A 13,171-nucleotide genomic window follows, 5' to 3' on the forward strand; every position below is an offset into this window, starting at 1 on the left:
GGGCGGCAAGATCAGTTTGCCCCCCAGCCGCCGTCGAGCGGCAGCGATATTCCGGTGAGGTGGCCGGTGTGGGGCCCGCACAGCCACAGCGCGGCCGCCGCGACCTCCTCGGGCTCGATCAGCCGCTTGATCGCGGACCGGGCCAGCAGCACCTCGGACAGCACGGCGTCCGGGCTGATCCCGTGCGCGGCGGCCTGGGCCTCGATCTGCGCCTCGACCAGGGGCGTGCGTACGTAGCCGGGGCTGATGCAGTTGCTGGTCACGCCGTACGGGGCGGCCTCCAGCGCGGTGACCTTGCTGAGCCCCTCCAGCCCGTGCTTGGCCGCGACGTAGGCGGACTTGAAGGCGCTGGCCCGCAGGCCGTGGACGCTGGAGATGTTGACCACGCGCCCCCAGCGGGCGCCGTACATGTGCGGCAGCACGCGGCGCAGCAGGAGGAACGGCGCGGTGACCATCACCTGCTGGATCAGGGTGAAGCGCTCGGGCGGGAACTCGGTGAGCGGGGCGACGTGTTGCAGCCCGGCGCTGTTGACCAGGACGTCCACGGCGGTCGGCAGGTTCGCGATGGCGGCCGGGTCGGACAGGTCGGCGGTGTGGGCCTGCCCACCCACCGCCCGCGCCGCGGACGCGGCCGACTCCCCGTCGCGGTCCACGATGTGCACGCGGGCCCCGGCGGCGGCCAGGGCCACCGCGCAGGCCCGGCCGATGCCGCTGCCGCCGCCCGTGACGAGGGCGACCCGCCCCCGAAGGAATTCGCTGGTCATGGCGGGCAACAGTAGGCACCGGCGGGTACGCCGCCCATGGTGCGGGGCGCCATACTCGCGGCCGGTGCCATGGTGCCCCCGCACACGGGGCTCTCAGGTGCGCAGCACCACCAGCCCGTTCGCGGTGGGCAGACTGCCCGGGCTGAGCGGGGCGAAGGTGCGCGGCAGCGCCAGCCGCGGCGGTCCGGCGTCCGCCGGGGCGTCGAAGAGGTACGCTGCCGCCGCGGTGGTGTCGCTGACCAGGTGCGGGCCGTCGGCCGCGGCGGCGCTACGGGCGAGCGGCGCGAGGGCGGTGCGGAAGAGGCTCCGCAGGTGCCGCACGGTCTCCGGGGTGACGGCTCCGCGCAGCGGCTGCTCCGGGAGGCCCAGTGCGGCGTCGGCCTCCAGGGCTTCGAGCGCGGCGGCGCCCCCGGCCCCGTCGTCACCGGCGTCCGGGGCGTCGGGGCCGGTGACACCTTCCGCCACCGCGTCCGGGGCGTCCGGCGGGATCGCACCCGACAGGAGCAGGGCCAGCAGCACCGGTACGGCCTTGCGGCGCAGTGCCTCGGTGGCCGCGCTCAGCCGGTGGGCGTGCGTGGCGGGCAGGGAGAGCGCGAGGCTGCCCGCGGCGTCGCCGGTCGCGATGGGCACCGCGGAGCAGACGACGCCGGGGGAGTACTCGCGCAGGTCGAAGACGGGCGCGCCCGGTGCGAGTGCGTCCAGCGCGGTGAACAGGGCCCGGCTGTCGGTGATCGTGTGCGGGGTGAGCCGGGCCGGCCGGTGCCGGGCCACGTGGTCCGCGCGCCGGTCGTGGTCGAGCTGGGTCAGCAGGCACTTGCCGACCGCGCTGGCGTGCGCGGCGTCCCGGAAGTCCACCCACTCCCGCACCGGCGGGGCTCCGGGTCCGTCCGCCATCTGGGTGATCCGGACTTCGCCGTCGGTGTACCGGCTCAGGTACACGGCCGCGCCCGCGCTGTCCCGGGCCAGGGCCAGCGTGCGCTGGAGCTGCCGGGCGAGGCCCCGGCCGCCGGGGGCCGCGAGCCGGTCGAGGGCGGGCCCGCGGCCGTACACCCCGACGCCCGGGCGGTACGCGTAGCCCTCCTCGCACAGCATCGCCAGCAGCGGGCCGAGCTCCGCCTCGGCCAGGCCCGCCTCCCGCCGCAGCTGTGCGGCCCGTACTCCGAGCGGATGCCGTTCGAGGACCCGTACGACGGCCAGGGCGCGGCGCGCCTCGGCCAGGGCCTCGCCCGGGTCGGCCCGTACGACGGTTCCGCGGGCGGCGGCCGTCAGCGCGGGGTGGCGCAGCGGGCCCGGACTCAGGCGGGGCGGTTCGGCCGGGACCGCGGCCGCGGGCGGCGGCGACCGGAACGCGGCCAGGACAGCGGTCAGCCCGGGCCGCGGCAGCGGTACCGGGCCCAGGTCGGGGTCGTCGAGCTGGTCGACGTAGCGCAGGACGGCGGCCTGCGCGCACAGCCGCACCTCCCGCAGGTCCCGGCGGCCGCTCGGCCGGAACGAGCGCCGGCCCAGCTCGCGCGCCCAGACGCGGGCGTCGTGGTGCTCGCCGCGCCGGGAGTGGTCGAGGAAGAGGCAGTAGGCGGCGGGAGCGGTCCGCGCGCGCCCGGACCCGGCGGCGAACTGCCACCAGAAGCGGGCCCCCTCGCGCAGCCCGGCCAGGTGCAGGAGGCAGCCGAAGACGAGGGCCCCGGGCAGGTGGACGTGGCCGCCGGTCACGAAGGTGTCGAGGTCGGCTCCGGCGCGGGGCCCGCACACGGCGGCGAGGCAGACTGCCTTGAGGTCGCGCCGGGCCCGCTCGGAGTCGAGCGGGCAGTCCCGCACGGGATCGCTCCAGCCGTACGAACGGCGCCGGGCGGGGGCCGCCGACGGCGAGCGCCGGGTGCCGCGCAGCAGCCGGGCCTCGGCGGCGCCCATGTCGTAGTGCGGGTAGCGGTCGCGGACGCCGGCCCGGGCCAGGAACTCGGCCAGGGAGCGGGGGAGTCCGCCGTCGTCGTGCCTCATGCTCGGGCTCATGTTGCGGCTCATGATTCGGCGGGCGTGTCGAGCAGGCGGGCGAGCCGCCGGTGCGCCTGGCCCAGCTGCGAGCGGACCGTGGCCTCGTCCACGCCCATCACGGCCGCGGCCTCGCCGGGGGTGCACTGGAGTCCGTACCGCAGCAGCACGGCGTCGCGCTGCCGTTCGGCGAGCCGGGACACGGCGGAGTAGAAGCGGATGGTGTCGGTGAGCACCTCGTACTGGTCGGTCTCCGCGTGGGCCTCCTTGAGCGCGGCCTCGAACGCACTGATGTCCATGGGCTCCGGCCAGGGGTTCCGGCGGCGCTGCCGGTCGACGATGCGCTGTTTGAGGACGGTCCAGGCGTAGGCGTCGAGGCGGTCCATGTGAAGCATCAGCAGCCACTCGTTCATGATCGAATCGAAGGCGGCGTCCACCGCCTGCTCGGCCGCCGCGTCGGAGCCCAGCTGCAAGTACGCGAAACGCATGTACGCCGGGCGCCGGTTGGTGTGAAAGGCCCAGTACGACAGGCGCGCCGTCGGATCCCACTGACTCATGGGCGTCGGCCGCCGTCGCCGGCTCGGTAGTCCCACAGCCCCACCGGACTCCTCCGGTCCGCCATCGTTCACCGCTCCACCCCATCCCGTGTGCCGGGCCAGGAAATCAGCGCGGGCGCACCGGGAGGGCGCATAGATGAAACCTGGGAGCATTACGTTCGGTGATGACCGACCTGTGATCGGTATCGATCACGACCCCGCCCAACCAGCGCAAACGCATATGCCGTCCTCATTCGCGCGCTGCCGTGGGCGTACGAGGGGTGATGATCCGGCCCGCACCGGGGCGCGGTCCCGGCTGCCGTTCGGGGCGCCGGTTCCCCCGCTGTAGCATGTCCCCAGCGCGAGGGCCGTGACGCAGTGGTCACTGTCCTCGCTTCTGCGTTACGCCCACCCCGAAGAAATGCCGCACGTGGCGTTTCGGCGGTTCGATACGATGAACCGGATCAATCCGCCACGCACCGTCACGTTGTACCGGCATATATGAAATGGAGCATCCGAGGATGGCTCGACACCTGATCACCAGCGCGCTTCCCTACATCAACGGGATCAAGCACCTGGGCAACATGGTCGGGTCGATGCTTCCGGCGGATGTGTACTCCCGGTACCTCCGCCAGCGCGGCCACGACGTCCTCTACATCTGCGCCACCGACGAGCACGGCACGCCCGCCGAGCTCGCCGCCAAGGAGGCCGGCCTCTCGGTCTCCGCCTTCTGCGCGCAGGCCCACGACGCCCAGAAGGCGGTCTACGACGGCTTCGAGCTGTCCTTCGACTACTTCGGCCGCAGCTCCTCGGCGCAGAACCGCGAGATCACCCAGCACTTCGCGCGGCAGCTCCAGGCGAACGGCTTCATCGAGGAGCGCGCGATCCGGCAGGTCTACTCGCCGGTCGACGAGCGCTTCCTGCCGGACCGCTACGTCGAGGGCACCTGCCCGCACTGCGGCTACGACAAGGCCCGCGGCGACCAGTGCGAGAACTGCACCCGCGTCCTGGACCCCACGGACCTGATCGAGCCCCGCTCGGCCATCTCCGGCTCCACCGACCTGGAGGTGCGCGAGACCAAGCACCTCTTCCTCCTCCAGTCCAAGCTCCAGCACGAGGTCGAGGCCTGGGTCGCGCAGCACGAGGAGGAGTGGCCGCAGCTCGCGTCCTCCATCGCCCGCAAGTGGCTGACCGAGGGCCTGCACGACCGCGCCATCACGCGTGACCTCGACTGGGGCGTCCCGGTCCCGGCCGACACCTGGCCCGAGCTGGCCGCCGAGGGCAAGGTCTTCTACGTCTGGTTCGACGCCCCGATCGAGTACATCGCCTCCACCAAGGAGTGGGCGGACGCCGATCCGGAGAACCGCGACTACAAGTCGTGGTGGTACGAGGCCGAGGACGTCCGCTACACCCAGTTCATGGCCAAGGACAACGTCCCGTTCCACACGGTGATGTTCCCCGCCACCGAGCTCGGCGTCCGCGAGCCGTGGAAGATGGTCGACTACGTCAAGGCCTTCAACTGGCTGACGTACTACGGCGGCAAGTTCTCCACCTCGCAGAAGCGCGGCGTCTTCACCGACCAGGCGCTGGAGCTCCTCCCGGCCGACTTCTGGCGCTACTTCCTCATCGCCAACGCCCCCGAGTCCGACGACTCGTCCTTCACGTGGGAGCACTTCGCCGCCACGGTCAACAAGGACCTCGGCGGCACCCTCGGCAACTTCGTCAACCGCGTACTGACCTTCTCCCGCAAGAAGTTCGGCGACGAGGTCCCCGCGGGCAGCGCCGCCGGCGAGGCCGAGGCCAAGCTGGGCGAGCAGATCGCCGAGCTGCTGGCCGAGTACGAGGGCCACATGGAGTCCCTCCAGTACCGCAAGGCCGCGGCCGCGCTGCGTGCCCTGTGGTCGGCCGGCAACGCGTACCTCGACGAGAAGGCCCCCTGGCTGGAGGTCAAGACCGACCTGGAGGGTGCGGCGCTGACCCTGCGCACCGCGATGAACCTCATCCACCTCTACTCGGTGGTCTCCGAGCCGTTCATCCCGGCCTCGGCGCGCGCCATGCGCTCCGCGTTCGACCTCGCCGACGACACGGCGGCGTGGGTGACCCCGGAGCAGGCCAAGTCCCTGGACACGGTCCCGGCGGGGACGCCGTTCACCGTGCCGCCGGTGCTCTTCGCGAAGATCACCGAGGAGGACCTGGAGTCGTACCGGGAGCGCTTCGGCGGCAACCCGGACGCCTGACCCCAGAACTGACGCAGGGGCGCGACCCACCGGGTCGCGCCCCTGCGGCGTACAAGGTCACAGCCTCATTACAGGGCCGCGCCCAGGGCTACGAAGCCGCAGATCAGCACGAAGAGGATGGCGAGCAGCGGCCATACGAAGCGCAGGTACTTGTCGTAGCCGACCTTGGCCAGGGCGACGCCGCCGATGGTCACCGCAGTGGTGGGGACCCAGAGGTTCATCCAGCCGCTGGCCGACTGCCAGGCCGTGACGACCACCGCGCGCGAGACGCCGGCGAAGTCGGCCAGCGGGGCCAGGATCGGCATGGCGAGGGTGGCGTGCCCGGAGGTGGAGGGGATCAGGAAGGCGAGCGGGAGGTTCACCAGGAAGATGATCACCGCGAAGACCCCGGACGAAGTCCCCTTGACCACGCCCTCGATGGAGTGCAGGACCGTGTCGGTGATCTTCGAGTTGTTCATGATGACGGTGACCCCGCGCGCCAGCATGATGACCAGGGCCGGCGAGATGAAGTCCGCCGCACCCTGGATGATCGTGGCGCTGAGCTTCGCCTCGCCCATCCGGGCCACCAGGCCCACCAGCACCGCCGCGCACATGAACAGCGCGGAGAGCTGCGGGAAGGTCCAGTCCAGCTCCCAGGCGTACGGGGTCGCGTCTGCCTTGCCGGTGAGCGCGCTGGACCAGGGCACCACCGAGAAGATCATGAAGGCGAAGACCAGGGTCAGCAGGACCAGAACCGTCTTGTGCAGGCCGGTCAGTTCGGGTTCCACCTCGCCGGCGCCGGTCGCCTTCTGCTCCCGGTCGCCCGGCAGGAAGCCGCACAGGGACTTGGCGGGGTCCCTCTGGACGCGCCGCGCGTACCGGATGACGTAGAGCACCGTCACGGCGGTCAGTACCAGCCACATCGCGAAGCGCAGGAAGATGCCGTCGCCCAGTGAGATGTCGGCGGCGGACGAGGCCACGCCCGTCGCGAAGGGGTTCACGGTGGAGCACAGCACGCCCACGCCCGCGCCCAGGATCGAGGCGCCGACCGCGACGAGCCGGTCGTAGCCGAGGGCCAGCATCATCGGGACCAGCAGGCCGTAGAAGCCGAGGGTCTCCTCGGCGAAGCCCTCCACGGTGCCCAGGATCGAGAAGACCACCATCACGGCCGCGATCAGCAGCGCCCCGCGGTCGCGCAGCCGGTGGGCCAGCCGGGCGATGCCGCGGTCGAGGGCGCCGGTGGCGAAGACGACGGTGATGAACGCGCCGATGGCGAGCACGAAGAGGAAGACGCCCGCGCTGCCGTAGAGGTCGCCGGAGAAGCTCGGCCCGACCTGCTGGGTCTTCTCGTCCTGGATGCCGTAGAGGCCGTTGACGGGGGAGAGGAACAGGTCGTTCAGCCGGCCGGCGAAACTCTGCGTGTTGTCGACGCGGTGGTAGGTGCCCGAGACGGGTGCGCCGCTGTCGTTGCGGTCGTACTGGCCGGACGGGATCAGGAAGGCCAGGATCCAGATCCCGACCGTGACGAGGGCCAGGATCGTCAGCGCGCTCGGGAAGGAGAACTTCCTCGCGGGGGCCGGATCCGGATCGAGCCCCGGGATCGGCTCCTGCGGGGGAGCGGGCGGCGCCGGGGGCTCGGGCGGCGGGGCGGTCGTCATCGGGTGCCTCCGGCGTCGCGGGGGCCTGCCGCGTCGCGGTGGTCGGCCGCGTACTCCCGTACGAACGCGGCCATCGCCACCACCGTGTTGCGCAGCTCCGACAGCAGCACCCGCTCGTTGGGCGCGTGCAGATTGCACATGCTGTCCTGTGCGCCGAACAGCAGCACCTCGGCAGCGGGAGCCGCCTTGGCCAGGCCGTTCACCAGCGGGATCGAGCCGCCTGTGGCCACGTACGAGGCCTCCGTGCCCCAGGCCTCCTTGAGCGCGGTGAGCGCCGCCCGGTACGCCGGCCCGCCCGTACGGGCCTCGAAGCCCGGCCCCGTATCGCCCGGGGTGACGGTCAGCGGGATGCCGAAGGGGCGCTGTGCGCGCAGGTGCCGCACCAGCGCGGCCCTGGCCTCGACCGGGTCCTGGTGCGGATGGAAGCGGAGGTTCAGCTTGGCCCGGGCGTACGGGACCACCGCGGAGGCGGCGCCCGCCACGTCCGGTGCGTCGAGCCCGATGACCGTGATGGCGGGGCCGCTCCACAGGCGTTCGCCGAGCGAGCCGGTACCGATCAGCGGTACGCCGCTGCGCACCGAGGCGAGGTCGCGGAACTCCTCCACCGTGTAGGTCGTGCCGTCCCACGGGTCGCGCCGCAGGCCCGCCACCGCCACGTCGCCCCTCGCGTCGTGCAGGGTGGCCAGCGCCCGGAGCAGGACCAGCAGGGCATCGGGGGCGGCGCCGCCGAACTCCCCGCTGTGCCGGGGCTCGGCGAGGGTGCGGACCTCCACCATCACCTCGCAGGCGCCGCGCAGTCCGGTGGTCAGGGTGGGGGTGCCGGGGCGCAGGTTGCCGAGGTCGGCGATGACCATGGCGTCACAGGCGAAGCGCCCCGGGTCGGAGGGCGGGTACTCGTCGAAGGGGCTGCCGTACTCCTCCTGCCCCTCGATCACCAGCTTGATCCCGACCGGCGGGCGGCCTCCGTACAGCCGCAGCATGCCGAGGTGCGCGATCACGTTCGACTTGTCGTCGGCGATGCCGCGGGCCCGCAGGCCGCCGGGAACGGGCGTCGGCTCGAAGGGCGGGGAGAGCCACAGGGAGGCGGCGCCGGCGGGCTGGACGTCGTAGTGCGCGTACAGCAGGACGGTCGGGGCGTCCGGATGGGGCGGCGGGATCTCGCCGTAGATCACCGGTGGCGTGTCCGGCAGGTCGATGCGCTCGATCCTGGGGACCCCGGCGTCCCGCAGCAGCGAGACGATGAGGTCGTGCGCCTCCTGGACGGGTTCCGGCGGGTACCCGGGGAAGGCGATGGACGGGATCGCCGCGAGGCGTTCGAGGTCGGCCCGCAGGCCGTCCATCAGGGCGTCGACCTGCGCTTCGAGGGTCCCGCGGCGGGTGGCGCCGCCGCTGGTGTGGCTGTCGTCCGATTCCACCCGGCACCGTCCCTCTGCTCCCCTGGTGACCCCGCTGAGCTGCGGAACCGCTCCTCCGATCATGCGGTGGGGCCGGGCCGGGGGCGTGGCGGACTGCGCCGGACGGGTGAACCGTTCCCGGCGAGGCGAAGTACTGCGGGCCTACGGGCTCGCGCGCAGCGACAGCCGGGCGTACGCGGGGATCAGCACGCCCCGGGCCGGGCGGCGGTCGACGACGCGCAGTTCCGGGAAGCCCCGCAGGGCGTCGGCCACCGCGCGTATTTCGGCCATCGCCAAGGGCATCCCCAGGCAGAAGTGCGGACCGGCCCCGAACCAGAGCCGCCGCAGCTCCGCCGAGTGCCCCGGACCGCCCGGCCGCTCCGGCGCGAAGGGCCCGTACGCCCGGGTGCACAGCAGCGTGGCGATCACCACCCGCTCTCCGGCCCCGACCCGGACACCCCCCAGGCGCCCCGGCCGGGCGGCGCTGCGCAGCATCACCGGGGTCGGCGAGGTCACCCGCAGCGCGTCCTCGACCAGCGCGTCGGTGATCCGGTCCGGCCCGCGGCCGCTGTCGTGGACCAGGGCGATCAGCCGGGGCACGAAGGAGACCAGAGTCTCGGTGCCGGTCAGCAGCAACACCCCGACGGCGCCCCGCGCCTCGCCCTCGTCCAGCCCCAGCGCCCGCAGCCGCCCCGGCACCGTGGACTCGTCGCCCGCCCGGTACGCGGCGACCGCCGCCCCGCTCAGCCGGGCCAACGCGGCCCGGGCGCGGTCCGCCTGGCGGCCGGTCAGCGAGGTGCGCCACAGCCGCACCGCCGACAGCACCGCGGAGGCCTCGGCGAAGTCCGCCCCGGCGTCCGGGAGTCCGACCAGCTCCCGGATCACATCGGTGGCGCCGTCCCGGACGACCCGGACCAGGTCCACCTCCTCGCCCGCCGCCAGCCGCCGCTCCAGGCCGCCGAGCGGGGCGCGGAGCACCCGTTCGCACACGGCCGCCACCCGGCCCGGCGTGAACAGCCCGGCCAGCCGTCCGCGCAGTGCCGCGTGCTCGGCGCCGTCCATGTTGATCAGCACCCGCGGGCCGAGCACCGGGGTCCACAGGCCGGCCGCCGCGCCCGGCCCGGTCTTCGTGTAGCCCTCGGTGTCCAGGAGCACCTCCCGGGCGAGGGCGGCGTCGCTGACCACCACCCCGACGCGGGGCACCCGCACGGCGGGGCCCCGGGCGGCGACCGCGCTCAGCAGCCGGTAGGCGACGGGGTGCGCGGCCGCCTGTACGCGCCGCTCCCAGCGTTCCCATTCCTCCATCCGGGCAGGCTAGTGCCGCCGATGGCTTGAAGTGACCCCTCGTACAGGGATCTTGACTTGTCTGCCGCGTATCGAAGCCCTGCCGTGATCGTTTCTGCAGGAGGGGTCCCTTGACAGCGGAATGCGGGAGGACGCGCGGTGACCGCTTGGCAGTACTTCGCCGGAGCCGGTCTGGTGGCGGCGCTCTGCCCGCTGCACGGCCACGTGGAGGTCGCGGGCGACGGCCACGGGCGCGGGGCCCGCGTCGACCTGTGCGTGCCGGCGGGGACGAAGCCGGTCCGGCCCCCGTCCGCGCTGCCGCCGCACGGGCGGCCTTCCGTACGGGCGATCGTGCCCGGGCCGGTGCTGCCGACCGTGCGGCACCCCGGGGCCGGGCCGCTGCCGGCCGCGCCCGCGCCCGGGGCCGCGCTGCCGGGGCTCGCCGGGCCGACGGCGAAGGCGGGGGAGGCGCCGTCGAAGCCGCCGCCACCCGGGGCGGATGCCGAGCCGGTTGCGGCGCCGGCCGAGCCCGAAGCCGTGGTTCCGGCCGCGGTCGGAGCGCCGGCCGCGCCCGTACGCCGCTTCCACGTGCGCCCGTACCACTCATCGGCCCTGGCGCGGCGCGGCCCGGACGGTCTGTCCACCGTGATGCTCATGGCCGTCGTCACCACCCCGGCGGTCCTCGCGGCCGCCGCGCTGCGGCCCCGGGGCAAGAGCCGCAGCTGACGCCTCATCCGCTCGATCCGTCCGATCGATTCACCAACGGGAGAACCCTCGTGTCCGAATGGCTGGTCCTGGCCATCGCCATGGCGCTCGTGTGCGCCGTCGTCCTCGCCATCACCGCGATCCGGCACCGCCGGGCCGCGGAAGACGAGGACACCAGCGAAACCCCCGACGTCATCGAGTACATGACGATGATGGTCGGCGTGGTCTACGCGATCGTGCTGGGTCTGGCCATCGCGGGCGTCTGGGAGGCGCGCGGCGCCGCCGAGGACAGCGTGCGCCGGGAGGCCCAGTCGCTGTACGAGGTCACCCAGCGCGCCGACGTCTACCCGGCGCCGGTCCGCGACCGGATCAGGGGCGAGGTGGACGCGTACGTCTCCCACACCGTCAACGTGGACTGGCCGCGGCTGACCGCAGGCGAGGCCGCGTCCGCCGAGGGCGCCGGGCTGCTGGGCAAGCTGCGCAGCGACGTCACCCACCAGGCCCCGGCCAACGAGCTCCAGGCACAGGCCTACCAGCCGCTGCTCGACCACATCGCGGCCGCCGACGACGCCCGCCACTCGCGGACACAGAGCGACGAGTCGACGCTGCCGAGCGTGGTGTGGCTCGGGCTCCTGGTCGGCGGAGTGGTCACCGTCGGGCTGATCTTCACCCTGCAGATCCGGCGCTCGGGCAGGGAACTGCTGCTCGCCGGACTGTTCAGCGCGCTGATCGTGTTCCTGCTGTTCATGGTGTGGAGCTTCGACGCACCTTATGGCCGCAGCGGCCTCGATTCCGCCGGCGCCTTCCAGGACCTGTTCCCGGCGGTGACGGTGGCCGCCGGAAGCTGAGTGGTCAGACTCCCGGCGCCCCGGACAGCGCCGTCTGCCGCCGGACCTCCGCCACGACCGGCGAGTGCCGCAGCGCGTGGGAGATCCGTACGAGGTCCCGCGGCCCGTCGGCGGCGTGCTGCGCGCTCTCCTCGCTGGCCCCGATGACCTTGCCCTCGGGGTCGGCGGAGCGGGCCCGTACGGCGGCCGCGACCATGGCGGCGTCGGCGACGGCGCGGGCCGTCTCCTCGTCGGCCCCGCCGGCGAGGGCCCGGGCGAGGGCGCCGTCCCGGTGGCGCTGGTCGAAGTACGGGCCCAGGTGCAGGAACCCGTCGTGGATGTCCGACTCGCGCTGGATCATCCGGAGCTCGGCGGCGGCCCACCAGGACATCCGGACGCAGGGGGTGCCGCCCGGCGCGGAGATCTGCACCTCGTGCCAGAGCGCGCCGAGCCGCCGGTAGGTGGCCCAGTTCTGCCAGCTGTCGGACAACCGCTGGCACACCAGTGGGAGCACGAAGCCGACCGCGCTGATGAGCGCGCCGAGGGAGGCGACCGGCGGGGCGAGGTCGGTGCTCAGCCAGTCGAGGTCGTGGCCGGTCCAGCGGGCGACCACGGCGCTCATCTTGGTCGCGTCGTAGCTGAGGTTGAAGACGTAGCCCAGGACGATGATCATCAGGCCGACGCGCAGCCAGCCGCGCACCTGGAGCGACCAGCGCCAGCACATGGCCACCATCACGAAGGCGGCCACGTTGTGCGCCACCAGGTAGAGGGCGATCAGCTCCCGGATGTACGGGGTGTTGGCGTAGTACGTGTCGAAGTCGCGCAGCCGCTCCACCGGGGCGTCACCGAGGACGAACAGCACCGGCAACGTCGCGATCACCGCGCCGTAGCCGAGGATCCAGCGGCGGGAGATGCGACGGGTCTCCTCGGGCGGGCCGCCCCGCCAGTTGACGATCAGTACGAGGCAGGCGGCACTGAAGGCGGTGATCAGGCAGTAGACGAGCGGGGCGGAGAAATTCGGGATGCCGGTCCAGCGGTTGACCGCCTCGATGGTCGGCGGGGCGGCGAAGGTGAACACCGATCCGGCCAGGGTCAGCAGGGCGCAGACCGAGCGGAGCAGCGGGTCCCGCCAGTTGTTGCGCAGGGTCGGCAGCTTGAAGGCGAGGGAGACCCCCATCGCGACTGCCGGTATGTAGTAGTCCTGGCCGTTCAACGGTCGTTCCTGTGCCCCCGGTATCCGAGCGAGGCCTCGATGCGGCCCGCCAACTGATCACGCTGTGCCGGTGCGCGGTGGCTCGCCGAACCGGCCAGCCACGTACGGCATCTGCTGCCCAGCAGTAAACCGAAGGTTTCCGCTTCGGTCTCCTCCTGGACGTCGGCGCGCGTGCGCGCGGCGACCCGCCGGACGGTCTCGCCGAGGTCGGCCTGGTCGGAGAGCAGCCGGGCGGCGACGGCGGCGCCGTCGACGTGGTGGCTGCAGTGGCCGGCCTTCATGTGCCACAGCTCGTGGCCGAGGATCACCAGTTGGTGGTCCGGCGCCGTGCGTTCCTCGATGACCACCAGATCGCGGTCCGCCATGTCGAGCCACAGGCCGCTGGCCGTCCCCGGCGGGAACGAGGCCATCCGGAACTCCACCCGGCGGCCGCGGTGTTTGCTCATGCCCTCGCAGAGGGCGGCGTAGAGGTCCACGGGTTCCACGGGCGCGGTCAGCGTGATGCCGGCCACCAGCTCCCCGCACAACCGCCGCTGCTCTCTGCCTATGCTCACCGTTCTCCCCGTCGGCGCGGATCCGGATCAGGAC

General features: G+C 73.2%; 10 protein-coding genes and 1 pseudogene. 3 read left to right on the forward strand and 8 right to left on the reverse strand.

Going from position 1 to position 13,171, the window contains the following annotated elements:
* Positions 1–11 precede the first annotated feature (11 nt).
* The 3 genes and pseudogenes from ACZ7GJ_RS01875 to ACZ7GJ_RS01885 form a co-directional block, all read right to left on the reverse strand.
* Positions 12–764, reverse strand: coding sequence for a 3-hydroxybutyrate dehydrogenase (locus ACZ7GJ_RS01875; protein ID WP_470748396.1), 753 nt, complete (start codon positions 762–764; stop codon positions 12–14).
* 498 nt (positions 765–1,262) lie between these two features.
* Positions 1,263–2,033 (reverse strand): annotated as a pseudogene (locus ACZ7GJ_RS01880) (IclR family transcriptional regulator domain-containing protein); the annotation flags it as partial.
* Positions 2,034–2,779: 746 nt separating this feature from the next.
* Complete coding sequence (locus ACZ7GJ_RS01885) at positions 2,780–3,307, reverse strand: RNA polymerase sigma factor (protein WP_470748398.1); 528 nt, start codon at positions 3,305–3,307, stop codon at positions 2,780–2,782.
* A 500-nt stretch (positions 3,308–3,807) separates the two neighbouring features.
* On the opposite strand from ACZ7GJ_RS01885, the gene metG reads away from it, so the two are divergent.
* On the forward strand, positions 3,808–5,523 hold the full coding sequence (gene metG / locus ACZ7GJ_RS01890) for a methionine--tRNA ligase (RefSeq protein WP_470748400.1): 1,716 nt from the start codon (positions 3,808–3,810) through the stop codon (positions 5,521–5,523).
* Between the two features lie 68 nt (positions 5,524–5,591).
* Here the strand turns inward: metG and ACZ7GJ_RS01895 are convergent, their stop codons facing one another.
* The 3 genes from ACZ7GJ_RS01895 to ACZ7GJ_RS01905 form a co-directional block, all read right to left on the reverse strand.
* A complete protein-coding gene (locus ACZ7GJ_RS01895; RefSeq protein ID WP_470748402.1) occupies positions 5,592–7,160 on the reverse strand; it encodes a YfcC family protein in 1,569 nt (522 codons plus the stop codon).
* Positions 7,157–8,575, reverse strand: coding sequence for a M20/M25/M40 family metallo-hydrolase (locus ACZ7GJ_RS01900; protein WP_470748404.1), 1,419 nt, complete (start codon positions 8,573–8,575; stop codon positions 7,157–7,159). Before ACZ7GJ_RS01900 ends, ACZ7GJ_RS01895 begins: the two co-directional genes overlap by 4 nt.
* Before the next feature lie 141 nt (positions 8,576–8,716).
* Entirely contained in the window at positions 8,717–9,859 is a 1,143-nt protein-coding gene (locus ACZ7GJ_RS01905; RefSeq protein WP_470748406.1) for a cytochrome P450, read from the reverse strand.
* A 138-nt stretch (positions 9,860–9,997) separates the two neighbouring features.
* On the opposite strand from ACZ7GJ_RS01905, the gene ACZ7GJ_RS01910 reads away from it, so the two are divergent.
* Both ACZ7GJ_RS01910 and ACZ7GJ_RS01915 read left to right on the forward strand, forming a co-directional pair.
* Entirely contained in the window at positions 9,998–10,564 is a 567-nt protein-coding gene (locus ACZ7GJ_RS01910; RefSeq protein ID WP_470748408.1) for a hypothetical protein, read from the forward strand.
* Positions 10,565–10,614: 50 nt separating this feature from the next.
* On the forward strand, positions 10,615–11,391 hold the full coding sequence (locus ACZ7GJ_RS01915) for a bestrophin-like domain (RefSeq protein ID WP_470748410.1): 777 nt from the start codon (positions 10,615–10,617) through the stop codon (positions 11,389–11,391).
* Between the two features lie 4 nt (positions 11,392–11,395).
* Here the strand turns inward: ACZ7GJ_RS01915 and ACZ7GJ_RS01920 are convergent, their stop codons facing one another.
* Positions 11,396–12,583 carry an MAB_1171c family putative transporter gene (locus ACZ7GJ_RS01920; protein WP_470748412.1) on the reverse strand — a complete coding sequence of 396 codons (1,188 nt, stop codon included), beginning with the start codon at positions 12,581–12,583 and terminating at the stop codon, positions 11,396–11,398.
* On the reverse strand, positions 12,580–13,137 hold the full coding sequence (locus ACZ7GJ_RS01925; protein WP_470748414.1) for a toxin-antitoxin system, toxin component: 558 nt from the start codon (positions 13,135–13,137) through the stop codon (positions 12,580–12,582). Before ACZ7GJ_RS01925 ends, ACZ7GJ_RS01920 begins: the two co-directional genes overlap by 4 nt.
* Positions 13,138–13,171: the final 34 nt, after the last annotated feature.

This window comes from Streptomyces sp. NPDC037242, from assembly GCF_055604165.1.